This window comes from Peredibacter starrii (assembly GCF_034259205.1).
GTDB classification, from domain to species: Bacteria; Bdellovibrionota; Bacteriovoracia; order Bacteriovoracales; family Bacteriovoracaceae; genus Peredibacter; species Peredibacter starrii.
This window is the reverse complement of record NZ_CP139487.1, coordinates 2,922,527-2,943,670: the sequence shown is the minus strand read 5'-3', so window position 1 is coordinate 2,943,670 and position 21,144 is coordinate 2,922,527. Positions and strand designations below refer to the sequence as shown.

22 protein-coding genes are annotated in these 21,144 nt (G+C 43.7%); 10 read left to right on the top strand and 12 right to left on the bottom strand.

Annotated elements, in window-relative coordinates; translation table 11 throughout:
* The first annotated feature begins 50 nt into the window (after nucleotides 1–50).
* From SOO65_RS14675 to SOO65_RS14665, 3 genes are all read left to right on the top strand, one after another.
* Nucleotides 51–1,331, top strand: a complete 1,281-nt coding sequence (locus tag SOO65_RS14675) for a hypothetical protein (protein WP_321391625.1) — start codon at nucleotides 51–53, stop codon at nucleotides 1,329–1,331.
* Nucleotide 1,332: 1 nt separating this feature from the next.
* Complete coding sequence (locus SOO65_RS14670; protein WP_321391622.1) at nucleotides 1,333–2,547, top strand: DUF2268 domain-containing putative Zn-dependent protease; 1,215 nt, start codon at nucleotides 1,333–1,335, stop codon at nucleotides 2,545–2,547.
* Between the two features lie 138 nt (nucleotides 2,548–2,685).
* Complete coding sequence (locus SOO65_RS14665; RefSeq protein WP_321391615.1) at nucleotides 2,686–3,255, top strand: hypothetical protein; 570 nt, start codon at nucleotides 2,686–2,688, stop codon at nucleotides 3,253–3,255.
* A gap of 46 nt (nucleotides 3,256–3,301) precedes the next feature.
* Here the strand turns inward: SOO65_RS14665 and SOO65_RS14660 are convergent, their stop codons facing one another.
* The 3 genes from SOO65_RS14660 to SOO65_RS14650 all read right to left on the bottom strand — a co-directional run bounded on the left by SOO65_RS14660 (nucleotide 3,302) and on the right by SOO65_RS14650 (nucleotide 6,048).
* Nucleotides 3,302–4,099: a nucleotidyl transferase family protein gene (locus tag SOO65_RS14660; RefSeq protein WP_321391612.1), complete on the bottom strand. Its 798-nt coding sequence runs from the start codon at nucleotides 4,097–4,099 to the stop codon at nucleotides 3,302–3,304.
* A gap of 2 nt (nucleotides 4,100–4,101) precedes the next feature.
* Complete coding sequence (gene sfsA / locus SOO65_RS14655) at nucleotides 4,102–4,800, bottom strand: DNA/RNA nuclease SfsA (protein ID WP_407677016.1); 699 nt, start codon at nucleotides 4,798–4,800, stop codon at nucleotides 4,102–4,104.
* Nucleotides 4,801–4,893: 93 nt separating this feature from the next.
* Entirely contained in the window at nucleotides 4,894–6,048 is a 1,155-nt protein-coding gene (locus SOO65_RS14650) for a hypothetical protein (RefSeq protein ID WP_321391606.1), read from the bottom strand.
* Between the two features lie 349 nt (nucleotides 6,049–6,397).
* Between SOO65_RS14650 and SOO65_RS14645 the strand changes: the two genes are divergently transcribed.
* A complete protein-coding gene (locus SOO65_RS14645; protein ID WP_321391603.1) occupies nucleotides 6,398–7,675 on the top strand; it encodes a citrate synthase in 1,278 nt (425 codons plus the stop codon).
* 29 nt (nucleotides 7,676–7,704) lie between these two features.
* Here the strand turns inward: SOO65_RS14645 and SOO65_RS14640 are convergent, their stop codons facing one another.
* Together SOO65_RS14640 and SOO65_RS14635 are read right to left on the bottom strand one after the other, a co-directional pair.
* Nucleotides 7,705–8,133, bottom strand: a complete 429-nt coding sequence (locus tag SOO65_RS14640; protein WP_321391601.1) for a GNAT family N-acetyltransferase — start codon at nucleotides 8,131–8,133, stop codon at nucleotides 7,705–7,707.
* A gap of 13 nt (nucleotides 8,134–8,146) precedes the next feature.
* Complete coding sequence (locus tag SOO65_RS14635; protein WP_321391598.1) at nucleotides 8,147–8,416, bottom strand: hypothetical protein; 270 nt, start codon at nucleotides 8,414–8,416, stop codon at nucleotides 8,147–8,149.
* A gap of 93 nt (nucleotides 8,417–8,509) precedes the next feature.
* Between SOO65_RS14635 and SOO65_RS14630 the strand changes: the two genes are divergently transcribed.
* Entirely contained in the window at nucleotides 8,510–9,316 is an 807-nt protein-coding gene (locus SOO65_RS14630) for a LysR family transcriptional regulator (RefSeq protein ID WP_321391595.1), read from the top strand.
* Nucleotides 9,317–9,471: 155 nt separating this feature from the next.
* Nucleotides 9,472–9,897, top strand: a complete 426-nt coding sequence (locus tag SOO65_RS14625; RefSeq protein ID WP_321391592.1) for a VOC family protein — start codon at nucleotides 9,472–9,474, stop codon at nucleotides 9,895–9,897.
* On the opposite strand, the gene SOO65_RS14620 is transcribed toward SOO65_RS14625, so the two are convergent.
* The 4 genes from SOO65_RS14620 to SOO65_RS14605 form a co-directional block, all read right to left on the bottom strand.
* A complete protein-coding gene (locus SOO65_RS14620; protein WP_321391585.1) occupies nucleotides 9,898–10,242 on the bottom strand; it encodes a potassium channel family protein in 345 nt (114 codons plus the stop codon).
* Nucleotides 10,243–10,302: 60 nt separating this feature from the next.
* Nucleotides 10,303–10,638 carry a hypothetical protein gene (locus tag SOO65_RS14615; protein ID WP_321391582.1) on the bottom strand — a complete coding sequence of 112 codons (336 nt, stop codon included), beginning with the start codon at nucleotides 10,636–10,638 and terminating at the stop codon, nucleotides 10,303–10,305.
* A 44-nt stretch (nucleotides 10,639–10,682) separates the two neighbouring features.
* Nucleotides 10,683–11,399, bottom strand: coding sequence for a Crp/Fnr family transcriptional regulator (locus tag SOO65_RS14610; RefSeq protein ID WP_321391579.1), 717 nt, complete (start codon nucleotides 11,397–11,399; stop codon nucleotides 10,683–10,685).
* Nucleotides 11,400–11,519: 120 nt separating this feature from the next.
* Nucleotides 11,520–12,170, bottom strand: a complete 651-nt coding sequence (locus tag SOO65_RS14605) for a hypothetical protein (RefSeq protein WP_321391576.1) — start codon at nucleotides 12,168–12,170, stop codon at nucleotides 11,520–11,522.
* A 176-nt stretch (nucleotides 12,171–12,346) separates the two neighbouring features.
* Here SOO65_RS14605 and SOO65_RS14600 point away from each other — a divergent pair, with 176 nt between their 5' ends.
* The 4 genes from SOO65_RS14600 (at nucleotide 12,347) to SOO65_RS14585 (ending at nucleotide 17,144) form a co-directional block, all read left to right on the top strand.
* Nucleotides 12,347–12,670 carry a hypothetical protein gene (locus SOO65_RS14600; RefSeq protein ID WP_321391573.1) on the top strand — a complete coding sequence of 108 codons (324 nt, stop codon included), beginning with the start codon at nucleotides 12,347–12,349 and terminating at the stop codon, nucleotides 12,668–12,670.
* Nucleotides 12,671–13,675 (top strand): small ribosomal subunit Rsm22 family protein, encoded by a 1,005-nt coding sequence (locus SOO65_RS14595; RefSeq protein WP_321391571.1) that lies wholly within the window; start codon nucleotides 12,671–12,673, stop codon nucleotides 13,673–13,675.
* 74 nt (nucleotides 13,676–13,749) lie between these two features.
* The gene (locus SOO65_RS14590; RefSeq protein WP_321391569.1) at nucleotides 13,750–16,140 is read left to right on the top strand and encodes an ATP-dependent Clp protease ATP-binding subunit; all 2,391 of its coding nucleotides are present in this window, start codon (nucleotides 13,750–13,752) and stop codon (nucleotides 16,138–16,140) included.
* Entirely contained in the window at nucleotides 16,140–17,144 is a 1,005-nt protein-coding gene (locus SOO65_RS14585) for an MBL fold metallo-hydrolase (RefSeq protein ID WP_321391567.1), read from the top strand. Before SOO65_RS14590 ends, SOO65_RS14585 begins: the two co-directional genes overlap by 1 nt.
* Here SOO65_RS14585 and SOO65_RS14580 read toward each other — a convergent pair.
* The 3 genes from SOO65_RS14580 to SOO65_RS14570 are packed head-to-tail and all read right to left on the bottom strand — an operon-like array spanning nucleotide 17,141 to nucleotide 21,118.
* Nucleotides 17,141–18,064, bottom strand: coding sequence for a hypothetical protein (locus SOO65_RS14580; protein ID WP_321391564.1), 924 nt, complete (start codon nucleotides 18,062–18,064; stop codon nucleotides 17,141–17,143). The two genes, SOO65_RS14585 and SOO65_RS14580, sit on opposite strands and share 4 nt — an antisense overlap.
* Nucleotides 18,061–20,439 carry a fimbria/pilus outer membrane usher protein gene (locus SOO65_RS14575; protein WP_321391561.1) on the bottom strand — a complete coding sequence of 793 codons (2,379 nt, stop codon included), beginning with the start codon at nucleotides 20,437–20,439 and terminating at the stop codon, nucleotides 18,061–18,063. Before SOO65_RS14575 ends, SOO65_RS14580 begins: the two co-directional genes overlap by 4 nt.
* Entirely contained in the window at nucleotides 20,432–21,118 is a 687-nt protein-coding gene (locus SOO65_RS14570) for a fimbrial biogenesis chaperone (protein WP_321391559.1), read from the bottom strand. The genes SOO65_RS14575 and SOO65_RS14570 overlap by 8 nt, the downstream gene beginning before the upstream one ends.
* Nucleotides 21,119–21,144: the final 26 nt, after the last annotated feature.

Below are 21,144 nucleotides of genomic sequence, written 5' to 3'. Positions count from 1 at the left end.
ATGGTTTTTGACGCGATGCTAGAATCGCGCAAAACCTTCAAGGACCAAGTATGCGCCTTTTTATTGGATTATGGCTTATCTCCATGCCGCTATTCGCTGCTCAGACAGTGAATCTTCGCAATGATCGCGAAGGGAAAAGCTACTACGCCACCAGTTCTTATATAAAGTCGATGAATAAGGCCCTGGGGCAGGTGAGCGCTGCTGAGATTGAAGACGCCCTTGAAGACACATTAAAAGACACAACTCCTCAGAAGCTCTGTAGCTTTGACCTGAACGCTTCATTAGAAAATAAACTTAAAGCTAGAAACCCCCGCTTTAATCAACTGGTAGGAGCGATCTACTATCTACGTTCAGAAAATCATATCGATGATACGGTCATGAAGCTTCTTCTCAAGGCCAACGATACGACTTCTTCTTATGTGAGATACAATGGTCGTGAACAAAAAGACACCTATCTTCCAGATTCAAAAACAACGAATGAAGCATTGGAGCTTATTGGTTCATTTGAAAAACGTTTTTTAAAGAACGGTTGTTTTGATGAAGGCTATCGCGCTCTTTATGGTGAAATGCTGAAGGTTAATAAGCAACTTAAAGATCACCAGATTGAATCTCTTTATATTACGGCCTTTGATAACAGGCTTATCTCTCAAGACCTCTATAAGAAACTTGAGCAGGCCCGTGCCAACGATCTACAAAACAGCACGCTGACGCTTAAGTCATACCACCAGAAGATTGGTGGCCTTCGTCTTCAATATCCTCTGCGCGATCCAAACGAGAAGAGTAACTACATCACGCAAAAAGTAGATAAAGAAAAAGTAAGTCACCGTACTCGTCTCCTGGAGAACTACACTGATCTTCAAATCATGCTGATGGGTAACGTGATCAAGAAGCTCCGTGAGCGCCTGGAATCTCCAAAGATCGAGATCTTGGTATACAACAAGGAAACTCTGGCCGAGACCATCACGCTTGAGCCAATGGAGCGTTTCCGTTTTGCCATTAGAATCCTAAGAAAAGAAATGACCCAGCTTTCACTCAATACATACTTCGAAGGTCGTCAGCCTGGTTACCTTGATCTTATGGCCGCGGCCTACGAGATCGGTATCGTGACTGCTTCTGAAATTGAAGAACTTGCGAGTCTTCAGGACATCTGGAATCCGAAGAAGACATGGTGGGAGAAGGCACGTGTGTGGGTGAATATCGCGAGCTCAGTAGCAACAGTGGTAATTCCTCCTCCATATGGATTTATCCCGGCGCTTGCGATCGTGGTAATCGAAGCAACAACTGAAAAATCTAAAAACGGTAATGAACTAGATCCAACGAGTTTATTTTAATATGAAAACAAAACTATTATTGGTCACTCTTTTAGTTCCCACTCTGTCTTTCGCTCAATCACTTGAGCGCAAGTTTGAGGCCCTGATCCGCACCGAGAAAAACAAACCGGTGGTAACGGAAGTGGTCTTGAAAGACCTCACGTCTGCTGAGGCCTTTGAAGGGGCGCACTTTAAAATTGTTCGCGGGAAAAGTGACGAGGCGATTAAGTTTACTGATGATAAAGCACTCACTTTCCGTGCGGCCACGACTTATTATCATTTGACCAAGGCCCGCGAATATTTCGTGAACCATATGAAGTCAAAACATGCGGCCGCAATTCCGCAGATGACGATTCGTATTGATCATACCAATCAGTTCTCTGAGCTTGGTCACTTCGCTCATGACAATATGGAGCCTCAGTACAATAACGCTCTTACGGTTCCGGCCGGTAAGGGTCTTGAGTCTCGTGGTGTAAAACCTTGGGGCACTGAGATTTGGTTCAGACCTTCTAAGAAAATTCACGTGAGAGACCTTCGCGTCAACAATACTGCTAACCGTGAGATGCAGGTTCTGATGAAACAATTCAGAAATCAGACTCACATGCAGTCGCTTCAACGTTTCTTGCTCACGACAGTTCTTGCTTTAACAGAGGACGGAGTTTCACTAGATCCAAAAGAAAGTATTATTCGTACAGTTGGTGCGTCAGTAATTATCGAAGTTGGATATCAGGCCTTCGATCCAATCACAAAGGCGTTCTCACGCAAGTGGTACTGGCTTGATACGGCCGTAGTTCCGGAAATTATTTATCACGAGTACGCACACGTTGCTCTGTCTGATCACTTAGTTCTTTCGCATTCAACTGCGATCATTGAAGGGATGGCGGATTTCTTCGCGGGACAAATTGCGAACTCACCGGAGCTTGCAAAACACATTAAGAAGTACAACACCTACAGTGGTAAAGATGCTGAGAGAAAACAGGACTACATGATTCAGTTTGAGATGACTGAGTATGCAAACACTGACTTTGTATTCGGTATGTTGTGGTCTTTAAAAGAAATCTTAGGAGAAGAGAAGGGCGAGGCCTTCATGTTTGATCTTCGTAAGAAACTTACGACGAACTCAACCATCAGAGGTCAGCTGATTGAAGGAATTCTCCAGACTTGTGAGGAGAGTTGCGCGTCGCCATTCGTTGATAAGCTTCGCATACTTAAGGCACTTAACCTTAGAGGTATCTAAAGCTGGTGTCAGACTGACATCAGTTTTTGCTGTCTGTAAGAGATAAAAAATATACAGATGATTTTTTGAATTGTATTGAATCTGCACTTTGAGTTAAACAGCGCTCAGTAATTATAAACCTGCCAACAGGAGGCACACGTGTTTAAGAAACTTTTAACATCGATGATGGTGTTTGCACTTCTCACAGTTCAAGCAATGGCCGTTACAAACAATGGTCTAAAGGCCGCTTTCGACGAACTTAACTACTCACTAACTGTTGAGTGGGACCAGAAAGACACAAAGTTCTATGAAGCTCAAATGAAGAAATTCAATGAGACAGTTCGTGAACTTCAATCGAAAGGTCTAACTAACGCTCAGTTGATCGAATTCGCTAAAACTGAAGTTAAAGATGCTCGCGTTGCTAAAGATCTTGAAACTGCTTTCAACATGATCTCAATCCAGAAACTAACTGGTGCTGAAGCTTCTAAATATATGATGGACACTATGAAGCGCTCTTACTCTTCAGGTGCTTCATGGAACGGTGACGTTCTTGTTTACGCAGCAATCGGTCTACTTATCATCGCAGTAGCAATCGCAGTAGCTAACGGCTCTGGCGGCGGCGGTGGTTCATCTTCTGACTACTACTGTACAACTGAGTGTGGTTACGTTGAATACTGTACTTACTACTCTTGTTCACTTCAGTACGAGTGTTACGACGTTTGTTACTAAGATCTAGTACACATACATAAAAAAGAGGGGACCTTACGGTCCCCTTTTATTTTTGGCGTAATCTAATTTCGGTTGAAGAGACGTCTTCAAATTCATGCTTCCCAAGAAACACAACATTGAGTCGCGGTCCACGAGCGTGGGCATGATCCAGGGCCTCGCGGCGATCCTTATCGTCTTCCAGGCGTGAGACCACATAAACTGTGTCCAGAAGTGGAATGAGATCTTCTGCGCGGGTCCAGTTTCTGAGATTAGAGAAACTATCAAAGCCCATAAGGAGTGAGATCCTATGAGTGGGATAATCGTTTTTAAATTTCTCCACCCAATTCACTGTCGGATTCTGCTTATTCTCTAAAAGGAAAGTTGGAACGATGTATTGTTGGTTCTTTAATTTGGCGTGAGCACTAATTTCTAGGATCGTTGCCACGGGACTTAGTTCCCGCATTTCTTTATGGGGATTTCGATCAGGGAGAATTAAACAAACCTTGTCCTCTGGCATAAGTGTTAAGCAGGCCTGATGGCCATCGTGCCAGGGATTAAAACTTCCGCCGAAGAAGACCCATTCATCAGTCTCATTTTGGAAGGCAATGCCGGGATGAAGTTTTTTAAGTGCTTCGTAATCGGGTGATATGGGGTAGCGCGCTCCCACGAGCTCTACCAGGGACTCAGCATATTCCGGATCAAGATCGGGAAGAAGTGAAGTCCACACCATCATAAACTGGCCCGAATTCGAGATAATAAACTCGATTTTATCCTGCCAGGTTTTTGAAGTTGAGAAATCGTCCCCTGGAAGTGCCAAGCGCACTTTAAGACGGCGATCCTTAGTGAAGAAAACTAATTTAAGCAAACTTACCTCAATAGAAATGGAAGTGATTTTCCAAAGCCTATTTCGCTAGTTCCCATTTTACATTGATACACAAGAATTTCCACACCCACTGCGTGAGCTTCTGCTAAAAGTTGCCCGTAGACCTTATCAATCCCATGGGCCGGCTTCATTTGATCCACGTCTTCACGTTGAACAACGTAGAGCATCGCCGCACGATGACCTTCTTTCTTGAGCTGCATCAGCTCTTTAAGATGCTTCTGGCCGCGTTCTGAAACGGCGTCCGGGAACTGGGCGATTCCATCAAGTTTTAAAGTCACGTTTTTTACTTCCACGTAACAAGAAGGAAGAGTTGTGTGACCCTCAAGATAAAAATCAATTCGGCTTTCACCAATTTTCTTTTCCGGTTGGATAACTGAGTAACCAGTCAGCTCTGAGATAAGACCGTTTTTGAGCCACAGATGAGCGAGCTTGTTGGCGTTGGCCGTGTTCACACCAATCCAGGTCTCTCCGTTATGAGTAAGTTCCAAAGTATGGGCCATTTTGCGGGCCGGATTGTCGGATTTTGAAATGGCACATTTCCAATGCGGTTCCCAGCACGAGGTCATGCTGCCGGTATTGGGGACGTGGGCGGTAAAGGTATCATCACCTAGCTGAATGTCCGCCAGGAAGCGTTTATAGCGTTTTAAAAGTACGGCTTCGGTAAGAGGCTTGTCCCACTTCACGTTCATTCTCCGGTTGAAAATGAAACGATAGCTGGGGAGGGGGAAGTTGTAAAAGAAAATTGCTCCCCCGAAGGGGAGCATTTTGGAGGGGAACTAGTAACCTGTTTCGAATTCGATCTCAAGTGAATCAATCAGCACTTGTGAGTACGATTGAAGTCGAAGGTCACGAGGTGAAGTTGGAGTAAATAGTCGGATAACCGGTCTCATCGGAGTTTGTGTCACAACCAGTGTTCCCAGCACTTGGTATGGAGTTGCCAGCGCGACTTCAGCACGAACACCTGAACGAGAGCGGGCCTCAAGCGTGATTGAACGGATAAGGCGAGATTCGTAAGGAAGAACTCGTGAAAGCTCAAGTACGTTGTATGAACCGATCTCTTGCCCAACAGTCACACGTTGAATGCGCGGTTGCTGAGGTTGTTGCGGGTACTGAGGACGAACCTGGCCAACACGGATTGAGACTGATTGGATGCGAGCATCGCCGCGAACCAGAAGACCTAGAGAGCGTACTTCTTCATAAGAGTTGATTGGAAGTGGAAGGGCCTGCTGAGAAGGATTCAGAAACTTCTCTTCACCCACTAATCGACCGTTCAGCACCACTTGCACACTTGCAGCTCGGCCGTAACCCAGAGGTTGTCCTTGAACCACCACACGTTGAATTTCAGCACCCACAAGAGTTAGACCCATTTGTTGTCTTACCAGAGTGTCCAATTGGATTTCCTGTTGCATACGCACGTCTTGCATTACCTGAAGCGGGATCATCTGATTCGGAGATGGCTGACGCTCAGGCCCCGGGTACGTCGGTGGGTACGGGTTTGTTGGCGGGTAAGGGTTAGTTGGAGGGTATGGAGTGCGCAGGCGAAGCACTTCAGCAGATACGCTCTCTAAGAAGAGTTCGTCCTGGGCCAGGATTTCAATTCCTTCAAGTGAAGTGCGGGCCGGGAACACAATGCGAACCTGACTCTGACGACGGATGATTTGAGGTGCTGCGATAGCGCGACCAAATTGCAAAACTTGTAGCGTACTCTGACTCAGATAACTTTGAGCATAAATAGTGAGGGACAAAACTTCCATCTCGCGTTCTTCGTAGGGCGAAACTCTTAATAGGTCCGATAAGCGAAGTCGCTCCTGGCGTCTAAGAGTTTGCTGAACTCGCTCACTCATCACGTCACTCATTTGAGCGAATGATTGGAACGAGACCAGTAGTGCAGCGAAGAATAATACCAAAAACGATGATGAAGCCTTTTTCATGCCCTCTCCTTTAATACCCAAACATCTTGTTTGAATTGTGAGGTCATAAAAGCAAGTAGAGTGCCAAAAGTAAGGAATCATTGACTATTTTTGATTTAATCATTGATTACAACTACAAGACGCGCTGCTAGTGAGTCAGCGTTGCTGTCAGAACAGAGCAATAGTGGAGCTGTTTTGTCACCACTTCTTAGAATTTTTGGCACCAGTTCTTTAACTCTACTTTATCTTTTGTCACTATTTTCCGAGACGGAATTATCAAGAGTATTTAGACAGATAGCTCACATTTAGATAAAATGCGGTCACAACATCCCGTCTATTTATTTTCAATATTTCTGCAGAGGAGTCCTCCATGTCTGATAAGGCAAAACTTGTACTAGGCGACAAAACCATTGAACTACCTGTATTCACCGGCACTGAAGGTGAGAAGGCAATCGATATTACAAAACTAAGGGCCGAGACTGGTTTCGTGACGCTAGATTCTGGCTACATGAACACTGGTGCTTGTACTTCAGCAATCACTTTCCTTGATGGTGAAGTTGGTATCCTTAAATACCGCGGTTACTCAATCGAAGAAATCGCTGAGAAGTCTTCGTTCCTTGAGTCATCTTACCTTGTGTTCTACGGCAAACTTCCAACTGCTGCAGAACTTAAAGCTTTCGAAGAAAGAATCGCTTCTTTCGACGACGTGCCTGAAGGCATCAAAACACAAATTAAAGCTTTCCCGAAAGACGCTCACCCAATGGCCGTTCTTTCTTCAAATATGGTTTCGCTTTCAGCGTTCTACCATGATCTTTGTGCTCAGGACCTGACTCCTGCTCAGAAAGACACAGCAATCGCTCAGCTTATGGGTCAATTGAAAGTGGTAGCTGCATATGCTTACCGCCACTCTCAAGGTAAAGAGTTCGTAAAATCAGACAAGTCTCTCGACTACTGTTCTGACTTCATCCACATGATGACTGGTGACAAGAACGTTAATAAAGACGTTGCTAAGGCACTAGATATTCTTCTTATCCTTCACGTAGATCACGAGCAGAACTGTTCAACTTCATCAGTTCGTATGGTTGGTTCTTCTAAAGCAAACATCTTCGCAACTATCTCTGCGGGTGTTGACGCTCTTTGGGGACCTCTACACGGCGGTGCTAACCAGGCCGTTCTTGAAATGCTTGAAGAAATTAAGCAATCAGGCAAAGGCTACGAAGCTTTCCTTGCTGAAGTTAAAGATAAAAACTCTAACTCACGTCTTATGGGCTTCGGTCACCGCGTTTATAAGAACTTCGATCCACGCGCTAAGATCATCAAAGTTGCTTGTGACAAAGTTCTAACAACTCTCGGTGTAAAAGATCCTCTTCTTGATATCGCTAAAGGCCTTGAAGAAGTTGCTCTTAAAGATGAGTACTTCGTATCTCGTAAACTATACCCGAACGTAGATTTCTACTCTGGTATCATTTACCGTGCACTTGGTATCCCAACTAACATGTTCACAGTTATGTTTGCTATGGGTCGTCTTCCAGGTTGGATGGCGCAGTGGAAAGAGATGGTTGAACAACCAGGCTTCAAGATTTGTCGTCCTCGTCAGATCTACACTGGCGACACGAAGAACACATACAAAGACATCAAGTCTCGTTAATAAATGAAGGGCCCCGAAAGGGGCCTTTTTTATTTAAGCTGTTTTGAAAACATGTGCGAGGTCTTCGCGAGTGTATATCCCTCGCGTTGGTAAAAGCGATGAGCGGCCTCGCGTTTGGTATTTGATTTTACTCTCACAAGTTCAATTTTATTTTCACGGGCCCATTCTTCGGCCCTTTTCACCAAAGCTTTACCCACACCAAGACTGCGAGAATTTTCATCTACCACTAGTGCTGCGATATCAGCACGCGGACCGATGAGAAGAGTCTTTGGTTCATGATTGATCTGAATCCAACCCAACACCCTGTCTGTCTTAGCTACAAAGAGGGCATAGTCAGGATCATTTATCATTTCAACAAAGCGCTGAGTTACTTCTTCAACCGTGTTGGGATAACCCAGTTGCTCGGCCAGGTGAGTAACTTCGGTTAAATCTTCGAGGGACATTTTTTCAATTTTCATCCCTCTACAATATTTAATTCTTGTGAGGAGTACAAGTTCCGTAGGCCGTAAGGTCCAGGTAGTTAACATATCCACCATCATCGCCGGCCGGTTGACATTGACCAAAAGCATAATGAGTAAGCTTCATGTTTAGTTCGGCACATTTACGTTGAAGATTCCAGATGGCCTGTTCCTCAACATTACGACAAGTAAAAGCGGCCCTCGCATAAACCTGAACGGTCACGGACCCCGCAAATAGGGAAGTTGAGAGAGAAAGGGCGATTGCCAGGAATACGAATTTCATAAAGTCTCCAGTGGTTGTGTGAGGAATTACTATCCTTTTGGAGATAAAACAAAAAGTGACTAATTATTCATGAAATGGTAAGTTTTGGTTACTATGAAATGGACCGACTTAAGCCTCAGTGCTCTTCAGTACTTTACCGACACCATTGATTTGGCGAGCCTCACACTGGCGGCCGAAAAAAATCACATCTCAAGACCTGCGATTAGTCAGGCGATTCGCCGAATGGAAAATCTTTTAGGTTATGAATTGATTATTCATGCTAAGAATCGATTAGAGCTGACTGATGAAGGCAGAGTTTTTTATCAAAAGGCCAAGAAGAGTTTAGAAGCTTTTAATACCGAGCTCGCAGGACTGAATGCTGCGCCTGAGATGAGCATCGCTTGTTCAGCGACTATAGCAGAATATTTTGTATTACCGGCCTTAAAAAAAATGAAGTTAGGTAAAGTTCGGATTCAAATTGGAACGAGTGCCAAGGTTCGTCAATTAGTTACTGATGGGGAGGCCCAGCTGGGTCTTATTATCAATGACAATAAGACATTTGGATTTGGTTCGAAGGTAATTGCGAAAGGTCACTTTGTTTTGCAATCGAAGTCGGGAAAATTTTCTGGTCCTTTAATCACGACGGAGAATCGGCCGGAAGTGAATCATCTTTTTAAGTCACTCAATAAGCAGAACAAAGATTTAGAACAGTATATTCAAGTGGAGAGTTGGTCAGTTTGTCGAAAGACCATGGAAACTCTTGGAGGAACATGTCTTGTGCCTGATCTGATTGACTTGCATGGTTTTAAGCAGGTGCGTGATATCAAATACAGCTTTCCTTATGACATGCTCGCCATTTTCAAGAATCAGAATACTTTAAGCAAAGCAGAATTAGATCTGTTAGAGAAATTGAAGATTTGAAATCACTTTCGCTGGCGGAAGTGAAACTTAAGATTTTCTTCGCCATCGTTTTTTGATTGATTCAAATCCAAAATCATGATACGTAAAATGTACGGAATTGTCAAGAGCACTTCCGCTAGCGAAAGTAACCTGGCACCTTTTGGACAAAGGACATTATGGAACCGCGAATATCATTAATCACTTTAGGCGTTTCAGATCTGGCAAGATCAAAGAAATTCTACGAGGCCCTGGGCTTTCCGACGACTTGGTCCGAAGAGAAGGGAGTGGTTTTCTTTAAAACCAGCGGCACCGCACTTTCACTTTTCCCGCTGAAGGAACTGGTAAAAGATATAGGTGATAATCGTGAAGCAAAATTCCCAGCGTTCTCTGGAATCACCATCGCTCACAATACAAAAGAAAAACATCAGGTGGATGAAGTGATGGCGCTAGTTGAAAAGGCCGGCGGCAAGATCGTTAAAAAGCCCCAGGAAGTCTTTTGGGGCGGCTATAGCGGTTATTTCACCGATCCCGATGGGCATATGTGGGAAGTGGCCTGGGGAGCATTTCCGTTTAAGGCAGATGGAAGCCTGGATATCCCGTAATTATTTTTTTTGACCTCTTCTATAGGTTAGAATGGTTTCAGCGAACATAGCGGTGAAAATCGCGAAGAGCAGAAGTCCACTGATCATCAAAAAAATGCTAAGGATTTTTCCGAAATCAGTCATGGGGGTAATGTCGCCGTAGCCAGTTGTTGTGGCCGTGGTAAAGCTCCACCAAAGGGCGTCAATGAAGTGAGTTACCTTGGGATTAACATCTTTTTCTATGTGGTAAAAAAGGTAGCCGCAGGAAATAATGAAACCATTACCGATCAGGGTGAGGAAGAAGAAAAACGGACTAAAGATTAAAAGTCTCATCTCTTCCAGGAAGTTTTTTAGCTGACTCCACATATAAGCAGCCTAGATGTGACGCGTATTTTTGGTCAAAGTGCCATGCCCAATTGCCAGGGTTTAAGTGGCCAAATTGAAAAGGTCCGCGAGTTTATTTTCAAGGACCAAAGATTTGCTGATAAGCATGACTTTGGAGTTTGCCTTGATCCTGCAGCCGAAGGGGAGTGGAGTGCCTTTTAGCAGTTCCTTGATCCCAAAAGACTGCAGTGTCGTGATTTCTAATTTGGGTTTATTCCTTTTTAGGATTTCCAATTTCCCTTCAATCAGAACCACGCCTGTAGGGGGCACATGATTTTCATAAATCAAATCAAAGTCATTAGGAAACACCAAGGTCTCAAAAACCTGGCCTAAAATTGAAATGTCTTTATCAGTCAGGAGACTCGAATTTATCTTCATACTGGAAATTTAAACCAGAAAAAAAGATGAGACTATGTCTTAGATCAGTAATCTAAGTTCGCAATCTCTAATAATTTCTCTTTATCAGTGATAAAAATGATCTTACCTTCTTGCTCAATCACACCCTCATCTTTGAAGTCTGAGAAGAGGCGAATAACAGTTTCTTGAGCTGCACCAACGATTGATGCAAATTCTTCACGGCTGAGTTTGATATCTAAACGAGTTCTTCCGTCTTTTTCTGCCACACCATAACTCTCATGAAAGCTCAAAAGAAGTTCAGCAAGGCGCTCTCTTGTACTTTTACTTGAGATAGATGCGCTTCGAGCTTCAGCTGTTCCCATCTCGCGGCTAAATTTCTCAATGAGATTAAGCGCAATCGATGGTTCTTTTTTCAGCGCTTGATGAATGAAGTTTTTATCGATGAAGCACACTTGAGTGTCTTCAATCACAGTCGCAGTGGCGTTGTAGTTTTCATTGCTAAAAAGACTGCGGTGGCCAAGAACATCTCCCGGGCCAACGATACGAAGAATCGTTTCTTTACCATCGTTTCCAGTCTTATAGACTTTGATTTTTCCATTCGAAATACAGTACAGACCGAAAGGAGGATTACCTTGAAAGAAAATGGTCTGGCCTCTTTTATAAGTGTTCATCACTTTATTTTGTGAAACTTCTTGTAGGGCCATTCGCTCGAGATTACAAAAAATTCCACTTTCTTTAGAGGGACAATTTTCACATTGGATATTATGACTGATCTTGCTCATGTTCGGCTCCTGTTAGTGGAGAATACCACTCTTCGTCGGCCTAAAAAGTGATCCAAATCAGCTTTTGGAGTTATTATTAAGTCCCCTAAAGAACTCACGTATTTAGGGGACTTAAAAGAGCTATTCTAATGTCACGGTTCCATTGCCGGTGAGAGTCACCACTGTATGGCCTTCGAGTTCATTCACAATGCTCCCCACAGTGTGATGCACATCTAATGTCATCGATACGAGTGGATCACTGGCCTTTCCTTTATTCGACACTCCAGCAACTTTCATTTTCGATGTGAAGTCAAAGCCGTATCCCACTTTCACACTGGGAATCATCACTGCATTTAGAATGTATTTTCCTTTGCCGTTATATTTGGCAACTTGAAAGAGGAGAAGATACTCGACTCTTAACACTTCTGATCCCCAACCATTCTTCGCACTCACGACAAAACGACGTTTAATAGGATCAGTGGCGTCTTCAAGTTCCATCGGCTCAACATAGTTACGAGTCACGGGATCTCTTGGAACCACACTGATGGGAGCGTATTCAGTTTGAGAAGTGGGTCTGCCTTTTCTCACCAATTCATAAATTGCTTCACCCAAGGCCACGATGTCCTTTCCCCAGCTAATGACCTGCCCCGGATCAACAGTTGCCGGAACAAGAGTATCAAGCATGCGGGATTGTTTTTCAGTCAGGGGCAATTCGGTGGATTCAAAGGTGTATTCAGAAGCAAAGACATTTGAACTAAGAACTAAGAAAAGAGTGAGTACACAATACTTCATTCGGGCCTCCCTGGTTTCGGTAAGGGTTTTGTACAAAAGCGAAATCGCTTCATCAAGGGGTGTCAGACAATATGAGGTCTTAACCTAAAAGGCACAATTTGCCTTACTGTCAGGGAAAGTCAGGTATAAGTTCAGCTAGGTAAGGGGATCTCCGATGAGACTTTATCGGAGAACATATGAAATACATTTTTGGAGCTATTCTAGGCCTATCTCTTTTACAGGCCATTGCCGGAGAAATCCGTGTAAGGAAAATGGTAAAAGATGGTGAACTCGATAGAAGTTTTGTTCTGAAGACCAATCTTCAAGAAAAAGTCGTCATCGACTGTCAGAGCTTTATTCAAGGTCTTCGTATTGGAGAGTATGAGAACGCTTTCTTTTATATGATGGACCCCAATGAGTGTGAAGGTCTTCAGGGCCGGATCCAAGGCAGTTTAAGAAAATTGCAGCAGCACTGTATTGATGTTGATCAAGACATCCGCGCGGATTATGCTTGCCAGTAAATGAAACTAAGCGACCTCACACCACATCTCATTTATCAGTTTAATTCTGAACACGAACTTCTGGCGGCGATCGAAGAGATCTCCCAGAAGTTCACAATTAATCGTGACAAAATTGGCGACTACTTAAAAGACCCAAGGCTGGTTTCGGCCTATACGGTTTTTTATCTCTCAACCAATGTCCCGAAGCTTCAGGAAGTTTTTAAATGGATGCCGCAAGGTTGGATGGAGGAGCTTAAAAACTGCGACTTCATCGATCTGGGTGCTGGTCCCGGTACTTTCTCTTTGGCCTGGAAATCTATGGGGGCAGAAAAAGACTTTTATCAGATCGAGCTCTCAAGCCTTATGAAAGAGCAAGGAAAGAAAATCTGGGAAGGTCTTCATCAGGATAAACTATTCCAGGGTTCTCGTTGGGAATGGTCTAACCCAAATCCAAAGTTTCTTCTCTTCGGTCACTCCGCCAATGAAATGGGCGCTGACGTGGCCTTGGATTACATCCAAAAAATAAATCCGGATCATATTCTTTTCATCGAACCGGGTACTAAAGACTTCTTCCCGAAGATGCTCAAAATCCGGACCGAACTTTTAAAAGATTATAACGTTCTTTATCCATGCCCATTGCCAGAAAAGTGTCCGATGGAAGGAACAGAAAATTGGTGTCACCAGTTTATTCAGGTAAAGCATGACCTTGAGGTCGAGCGCCTCTCTCAGATGGCCCGTAAAGACCGTAAACTCCTTCCTTTAACCGTTCAGGCCTTCTCCCGTACCTTCAAGGCACAGAACCCTCAGGAGCGCCTGGTAAGGGTCTTTCCCGAGACCAAATTTAGTCATGAATGGGAAGTTTGCCACAATAGCATTCTCTCGCGTTATCAGGTCATGAAACGCGACCTCTCTAAGCAGGAATCGAAGGATTTGAGCGAAGTTCTTGCAGGGGCAACTATCGAAACTGAGGTCATTAAAGAGCTTGATCAAAGTAAAAGAGTTAAACTCCTAAAAGTTCAAAAATAATATTTCCCTGACACTTGACGACGATGATTTGGTCCCCATCTTGCTTGATATGAAAGTATCAAGGAGAGGGATATATGAATAAATTCGATCAAGTGGTTTTAGGATCCCTGGATATCGCTCAGTCCGAGGCCCTAAAGAAAAAGAACACGGAACTCGCACCGGAGCATCTCCTTTATGGATTAATTCTCAATAAGTCTTCATACGCTTCAAAAGCGATGAAAGATAATGTGAAGGAAGTTGAGGCACTTTTAAATAATCTGCCAAGAACGTCTGGTAATGTCAGCATTGATAATCTTCGTACGTCACCGAAGCTTCAAGAGTGGATCACTCTTGCTTCAGGAGACTCGGTTCAACAAGGCAAGACCGAAGTTGCGGAAAAACATTTATTAAAATTTTTGCCCCAATTCTTCCCGAATCTTAAAGTGGACTACGCTAAGTTCGCTGACCCGGCCGAAGAAGTGGAGGTACCCACGTTTCTCGTTAACCTCAACGAGATGGCACAGAAAGGGAAGCTCGATCCAGTTATCGGGCGAACTAAAGAAATCAGATCTGTCATTGAAATATTGGGCAGAAGGGCCAAAAACAATCCAGTATTGGTGGGGCCAGCTGGAGTCGGAAAAACGGCCATCGTGGAAGGGCTCGCGGAGCAAATCGTAAAAGGGAAAGTGCCTGACATTCTAAAAGGCAAAACAGTTTATTCCCTTGAGATGGGCTCACTTATGGCGGGAACCAAGTACCGTGGTGACTTTGAAGAAAGAATTCAAAATCTACTGAAGTTCGTTAAGTCGAAGTCTGGAGAAGTCGTTCTCTTCATCGACGAAATCCATCAGCTCGTCGGAGCAGGACGCACCGATGGGGCAATGGATGCGGCGAACTTGTTAAAACCTGCACTGGCGCGCGGAGAACTTCATTGTATCGGTGCCACAACTTTTGATGAATATCAAAAGTACATTTTAAATGATCCGGCCTTAGAACGCCGTTTCCGTTCTGTTCCTGTTAATGAGCCTTCAAAAGAAGACTCGGTTGAGATTCTTATGGGTGTGCGTTCGAAAATGGAAGCTCACCACGGGATTAAAATTTCTGATGATGCCGTTTATAATGCGGTTTTCTTATCAGATCAGTACATCACCGATAAGAATCTTCCGGATAAAGCAATTGACCTTCTTGATGAAGCTTCAAGTGCCTTGAAACTTTCTGCGGAAGCAATGCCTGCAAAACTGGTTGAGACAGAAGCTGAACTTCGTTCAAAGAAGATCTATGCTGAGATGGACAAGGACAATCAGGACCTGAAGAAAGACATTGAAACTCTTCAAAAGAAATTTGATGAAGGGAAAGCGACTTGGGAAAAAGAAATCCAGTCTCTTAAAAAAGTCTCTGAGATTAAAAACCGTTTGGACCGTTTGAAATTTGAACTAGAGAACGCTGAACGTACTCAGAACTATGAAGAGGCGTCGAAGATTAAGTACATGCTTATTCCGCAAACGGAAAAAGAACTAGGTGCTTTCTCTCACACCTGGATTTTGAGTAAACAACATATTGCTCAGGTGATCTCTCGTCAGACTGGCATTCCGGTTGAGAAGATTCTTAAATCTAAGCAGGATCATATCCTTCACTTAGAAGAGTTTTTGAATCAAAGAGTCTTCGGTCAACACGAGTCGATGCATGAAATTAGTGAGACCCTGATTGCAAGTTATGCCGGTCTTTCAGATGAAACTCGTCCACTAGGTTCGTTCCTACTACTAGGACCAACTGGTGTGGGTAAAACTGAAACTGCCAAGGCGCTTACTCAGTATCTTTTTGATAATGAGGAAAACATCGTGCGCTTTGACCTTTCTGAGTTCTCTGAGAAGCACTCAGTATCGAAGCTCATCGGTGCTCCTGCGGGATATGTGGGTTATGAAGAGGGTGGTGTCTTAACTGAGGCCATTCGTCGTAAACCATATTGTGTGGTTCTTTTTGATGAGATTGAAAAAGCTCACCCTGACTTCGCGGACATTCTTCTTCAGATTCTGGATGACGGACGTCTGACTGATAATAAGGGTCGTACGGTGAATTTTAAAAACACCATCATCATGATGACTTCAAACTCGAAGTCACCGAAAGATGACTTTAAGCCAGAGGTCCTTGGTCGTATTGATTCAGTTCTTTACTTCCATGAGCTGGATAAACGTATCATGAAGCAATTGGTGGATAAGCAAGTAAGACACTTGAATGAGCGTCTACGTGCTAAGAAAGTTCAACTTCGTCTGGATCCAAAGGCCTATGAAGCTCTTAGTGAGCAGGGCTTTGATTTCCAATACGGAGCGAGACCGCTGAATAGTGTTTTCCAACGTCTTATCACAAGACCGCTTTCGAAGAAAATCCTCGAAGGTAGTCTGCCAGAAGGCGAAATCACGATGACCTGGAATGGAGAAGGCATGGTGGTTGAGGGAAACGGACATGAGGAACAACCGAGTCTTCAATAATGAAGAGCTTAGTTTGTCTCCTCCTCATGATGGCGAGTTTTGAATCTATATCTGAGACTTATAAAACTTCCGATCACTATAACGGTAAAACGTTTTTAAACCCGGGCCAGAATGATCTAAAGTCATTCTGGCAGGTTTTAAAATGGAAGATGACTAACGCTCGGGTCGACTGGCCCGAAACTGTTCCTAATAAAAATTTTCCTATGAGACCTCTGGGTCTGGATGAGAAGGTGAGTGCTACCTGGATTAATCATTCAACCTTCCTTCTGCAATTTCCGGGTCTCAATGTTCTCACTGATCCGGTCTACTCTGATCGCACCAGCCCTTTTTCATGGGCCGGACCAAAACGTGTAAGAGAGCCTGGAATTCCTTTTGATGTCCTACCGAAAATTGATGTGGTTCTGATTTCTCACAATCATTATGATCATCTCGATCTTGAAACCATCCAGAGACTGGATGCCAAGTTTCATCCGTTATTCTTGGTTTCACTGGGCGATGAAAAGCTTCTTAAAAAGGCCGGCGTTCAAAATGTAAAGGCCATGGATTGGTGGGAAGAAGTGCGTGTGCGCGATCTTCGCTTTATCTTCGCTCCTTCGCAGCACTGGTCGGCCAGAAGTCTCTGGGACAAAAATGAATCTCTCTGGGGAAGCTTCATGATTGATAGTGGGGCGACCAAAGTATACTTTGCCGGAGACTCTGGTTATGGTCCCCATTTCCTTGATATCAAAAGCCGCCTAGGAGCTCCAGATTTGGCCCTATTACCAATTGGGGCCTACAAGCCTCAGTGGTTTATGCGTTTTCATCATATGAATCCTGAAGACGCCGTGAAGGCCCATCTTGATTTAGGTGCTAATCGCTCAATTGCTATGCACTATGGAACTTTTCAGTTATCGGATGAAGGAATTGATGAGCCGGAAAGGGACCTTAAAATTGCTCGGGAGCAATTTCAGGTTTCGGAAGATAAATTCACAATTCTAGAGCAGGGTCAGGGACTATCTTACTAGTTGGCGATGGCGGTAATGGTGATATTATCCTGATAAAGCCCGGATTGAAGGTTTTTAGTGTCATCCATAATCTGGAATTTCAAATTGTACTTATCCCCAGCACTGGTGGTGGCCCAGCCTGAACCCATTTCAACAGCAGTGTTGGCCGGAAGACTGACTGATCCACCATTCACTTTCAAAGAATAATTTACAACCGATGTTCCGGGACCTTTGAGTTTGCTTCCATTCGCAGAAGAAAGCCTCACCTTATAAGAAGAATTTGAAACGACTCTTAAATCCACGCCCTTTTGTTGGTCCTTCTCAAGATTTCCAAAGTCGATCACTTTAGAAGTTGCCGAGGCATCAAATGTTCCACCTTCATCGACGAGACTGACATCAATGTTGGAAGGAATATAAAAGTAAGCGGTGAAAGAAGTACTGTCTTCGTAAATGTATTTCCCGCTATTAGGTTTAAAGGCATAAACCGAGGCCTGTATATTATCTACGTAAATCCCTTTTGAGGTAGTTGAAGAAAGGCCGGGGACCGCGACGTAAAATTTTTGAGTATAGGTGGTATTTCGGTTTGGCGAAGTTCCATCCAGGAATTCATTGACGTTAATAGCATCACCAAAATCTTTAAGAATACCGGTCTGATTATTATTTCGGTGAAGATTGTAATTTAAGTACTGCCCCAAGATTGTATACGCTCTTCGCTGATAAGAGTTTGCAAGACCCTTACTAAAAAAGATTCGATAATTATCACAACGACTACTGTCTGATGTATCTCTTCCTCGATATAAAGAGGCGGTGAGTTCAACCACCTGAGAAGTCTCCAAAACTTGAACCGTGGCATTGGAAAGCGTCAGGCGATACTCGCACTCAGGATCGGCCCAGGCAGTGAGAGAGAGTAATAGACCCATCATGCCTAAAATTCTTTTCATAGTTCATCCTTCAATTGGATTGTGCCAAGATTTTTCATGCCCTTATCATTTTCATTCACGAATACAGGAATCTTCTCTTCACGATCTGGTAATGAGATTTCATATCGTCCGGGCTCAACACCTTCGATGAAAATCATACCGTCACTATTCGTGAAGAACGGCATATCGTTAAGACTTCCCACTTGAAGTGAGAGAGGTGATCCATCAGCATTCAAGATCGTACCCGTGAGCACCACCGCTCCACGTTCTCTTAGAGTAATTAAGTGTGCGCTACGATAAGTCGGGTAGAGCATGAACTTTTCTTTCACGAGAGTGCGTCCCGGATCAAGGAACGTCGGATCAAGTTGAATGTCTCGGTACTGGTAAGCAATAAGGTTACTAAAGACAATTTCATCAAAAAGACCTGACTCAGCTTCTGTGAAAGGAGAAGTTGATTTAAGCCCGATCTTCTGATCCTTTAGACGCTTTTCTGGTTTAAAGAGAACAAAACTTCCCGGAACCGGACGAGAAATACCACCGCCAAATTCACCATCATCAAAGGCAAATACCAGAGCGGAATTAATGCGGGCACTTCCCCGGCCAATAGTTTGATTGCTTTCGGTTAAGCGGTTTCCGGTAATTCTTCCTCCGAAGTCACCCACAGGTGTCGGATAAGAAAGATCCACTTCACCGTTTTGTTTATCGGCACCGTATTCAGCAATGGCCTGGGCCCTGGTTTTATACAGGCGGTTTTGATTGTCCCGCATAAGAGTCGCTTTCACTGTTTCTTTGTTGTAGTCATAGAGCCCTGATACAAAGTTGTTCGACTCAGGGAACATGAAGGTAAAGAACACATAGGCCACATCATTCCATTTCTTAAACTCATCGCGATTGCGGCTCACATAAACAGTGACGTTGTGCTGATTAAATAATCGAAAGCTGGCACTGCTATCGTAGCCATAACGATTCTCTAAATTATTATTTCTGACGTCACCGTAGTTACCACCCAAGGCGAGAGTAATGTGACTGCCAACCGGAACAGTATAAGTGGCGGCATAAGCGTTCTGAACCGATGAGGCGACATCTAGAAGTGTTGTTTTGAAATCCTGTGATCGAAATTCATAGCGAAGACCCAGAGTGTGGGAATCAAACCATTTCTGGCCTTGAGTCACGAGTTGATAGCCCACGCTGGCCGCGTTTCCATCCACATCTCCCAGCATCGAGTGAGCTCCACCTAAAGTGAAATTACCGATCGCCGTAGCATTGATGACTTCAGCCCCCATAAGGTTAAAATCATTTTGGTTCTGAAGATAAACCGATGAAGAGAGGAGTGAAGAAAATCCATATTGATAGAATCCAGAAAAAACTTTGCCATCACCTTCAAGATAAGTTCTTTTGGTAGCACTATCTAAAAACGGAGCTCCGTAAGACACATCAAATCGGCTCTCTCCTTCATTCAAAAGACTGATACTTGATGAGGCCCGGAAAACGAAAACCTGTTTTTGTCCGAGATCATCAGTTGCTTCGATTAAAACGGTGTTAAGACCGTTATTAAGCGGAATGTCTTTAGCGGTATAATTACCGGCCGGAAGATACTCGGATTTAACCAGAACTGAGTTCACGAAGTATTTAACAAAAGAGCGCGACTTCAAGTTGAAGTTTTGATTTCCTGTCGGATAGGGCAAGCGATAAGGATTCAGAGTAAAGTTTCTCGCGATATTGATCCCACCCATCGGACGTGGGGCCATGAAACCTTGAATTTGAGGATAAACGTCACCAATCTGAGTTCTAATCTGGTGTTTTTCGAAATCTTTCACCAAACGTGTATCGCCACGAAACCATGGTTTTTCTTTATTGTCCTGATAGTAAGTTTGATTCTCCAGAACCACAGATTTAAGGTTCATGAAAGAATTAAACTGACCATCAAAGTAATCGCCGCCGAGGTCATCATGGGCCCAGTTTTTTTCCAAACGATAATTGATGGCGCCCCCAAACGGAGCAGGACGAAGAGCGAGTTTCTTTTCTTCTTCCAGATTCACGCCCAGATCAGTCTTTTTACGAGATTTGATTTCAAGTCCCAGACTCGCCATGAGTTTTAATTCCTCTGGACTGAAGGTGATGGCGAAGGGAAGAATCTCAGGTCGAACCCGCTCAGGAAGTTTATCCAGGGAATTAAGCGTGTCATCTTTTAGAACATTTTGCAGAACAGCTTTTAAATCATCGCGATCAATGAAAATGACTTTTTCACCCTCGATCAGGGCGGTCACGTCGCCGAGGTTATTTTCCTCGTCGTATAAGGGGAGGTTGGCCTCATAAGTATGGCCTTGAACATCACTAGCGATAGTAGTGTTCAGACCTACTAGAAAAAGTAAGACCAATAGAAAAATCTTAGTCATTAACTTTTAATGTCGCTTTTGATTTTGCAGGAATCTCTTTAGTGGTTTTAATGACGAAAATTCTTTTACTATTTCCGAGAACATTCTCGCCGGCAATCCCGATAAGATCGTTCTTTTCAAGAAGAACTTTTTTGTTGTCATTCGCGAACGTGATTTTGGGATCAGCTAGAATCTTGTGACGATTGCCTGAGTTCTCAATCGTGATGCTTACTTCATTACCTTTCTTCTCAAAAGAAGTAATCGAAAGTTTCTCCTCCGCATCTTCCGGAGTGAGATAAAGAGTGGCCATATACTTCATGAGCATTTTTACACCGGATTTATTTTTAGACTTGGCGTCCACTTTTAAATCGAGCTGTTCAGCTATCACTCTAAAATTCTTCTCCGCAGTTGGAATGTCTTTACCGGTCCAGCTTACGCGAATAGTTCTTTTATCACCTGGTTGAATGATGATTTGTGGAGGGAAGATCGCCATTTCGGTTGTGGCAGTTAGAGTTTCTTCTCCTTTCTCATTCATGGCCCGTTCTTTAACTGAAAGTTCAATGGCCATTTTCTGGTCAGAGTCATTTTCAATTAGATACTGTGTGGCCTTTTGTTTCTCACCAAGATCGATGGTTTGAGACATAGGGGAAAAAGTGAAAGAAAAAAGCAGAGGCAATAATAGTAGAATAAAACGGTTCATCCATGAACTCCTTCTTAACAATTATA

Excerpts from the sequence above, each read along its gene's own strand:
- SOO65_RS14675 (WP_321391625.1), top strand. The coding sequence starts at position 51 with ATGCGCCTTTTTATTGGATTATGGCTTATCTCCATGCCGCTATTCGCT.
- SOO65_RS14670 (WP_321391622.1), top strand. The coding sequence starts at position 1,333 with ATGAAAACAAAACTATTATTGGTCACTCTTTTAGTTCCCACTCTGTCT.
- SOO65_RS14650 (WP_321391606.1), bottom strand. The coding sequence starts at position 6,048 with ATGAAAAAGGCTTCATCATCGTTTTTGGTATTATTCTTCGCTGCACTA.
- SOO65_RS14645 (WP_321391603.1), top strand. The coding sequence starts at position 6,398 with ATGTCTGATAAGGCAAAACTTGTACTAGGCGACAAAACCATTGAACTA.
- SOO65_RS14640 (WP_321391601.1), bottom strand. The coding sequence starts at position 8,133 with ATGAAAATTGAAAAAATGTCCCTCGAAGATTTAACCGAAGTTACTCAC.
- SOO65_RS14635 (WP_321391598.1), bottom strand. The coding sequence starts at position 8,416 with ATGAAATTCGTATTCCTGGCAATCGCCCTTTCTCTCTCAACTTCCCTA.
- SOO65_RS14630 (WP_321391595.1), top strand. The coding sequence starts at position 8,510 with ATGAAATGGACCGACTTAAGCCTCAGTGCTCTTCAGTACTTTACCGAC.
- SOO65_RS14625 (WP_321391592.1), top strand. The coding sequence starts at position 9,472 with ATGGAACCGCGAATATCATTAATCACTTTAGGCGTTTCAGATCTGGCA.
- SOO65_RS14620 (WP_321391585.1), bottom strand. The coding sequence starts at position 10,242 with ATGTGGAGTCAGCTAAAAAACTTCCTGGAAGAGATGAGACTTTTAATC.
- SOO65_RS14615 (WP_321391582.1), bottom strand. The coding sequence starts at position 10,638 with ATGAAGATAAATTCGAGTCTCCTGACTGATAAAGACATTTCAATTTTA.
- SOO65_RS14610 (WP_321391579.1), bottom strand. The coding sequence starts at position 11,399 with ATGAGCAAGATCAGTCATAATATCCAATGTGAAAATTGTCCCTCTAAA.
- SOO65_RS14605 (WP_321391576.1), bottom strand. The coding sequence starts at position 12,170 with ATGAAGTATTGTGTACTCACTCTTTTCTTAGTTCTTAGTTCAAATGTC.
- SOO65_RS14600 (WP_321391573.1), top strand. The coding sequence starts at position 12,347 with ATGAAATACATTTTTGGAGCTATTCTAGGCCTATCTCTTTTACAGGCC.
- SOO65_RS14595 (WP_321391571.1), top strand. The coding sequence starts at position 12,671 with ATGAAACTAAGCGACCTCACACCACATCTCATTTATCAGTTTAATTCT.
- SOO65_RS14590 (WP_321391569.1), top strand. The coding sequence starts at position 13,750 with ATGAATAAATTCGATCAAGTGGTTTTAGGATCCCTGGATATCGCTCAG.
- SOO65_RS14585 (WP_321391567.1), top strand. The coding sequence starts at position 16,140 with ATGAAGAGCTTAGTTTGTCTCCTCCTCATGATGGCGAGTTTTGAATCT.
- SOO65_RS14580 (WP_321391564.1), bottom strand. The coding sequence starts at position 18,064 with ATGAAAAGAATTTTAGGCATGATGGGTCTATTACTCTCTCTCACTGCC.
- SOO65_RS14575 (WP_321391561.1), bottom strand. The coding sequence starts at position 20,439 with ATGACTAAGATTTTTCTATTGGTCTTACTTTTTCTAGTAGGTCTGAAC.
- SOO65_RS14570 (WP_321391559.1), bottom strand. The coding sequence starts at position 21,118 with ATGAACCGTTTTATTCTACTATTATTGCCTCTGCTTTTTTCTTTCACT.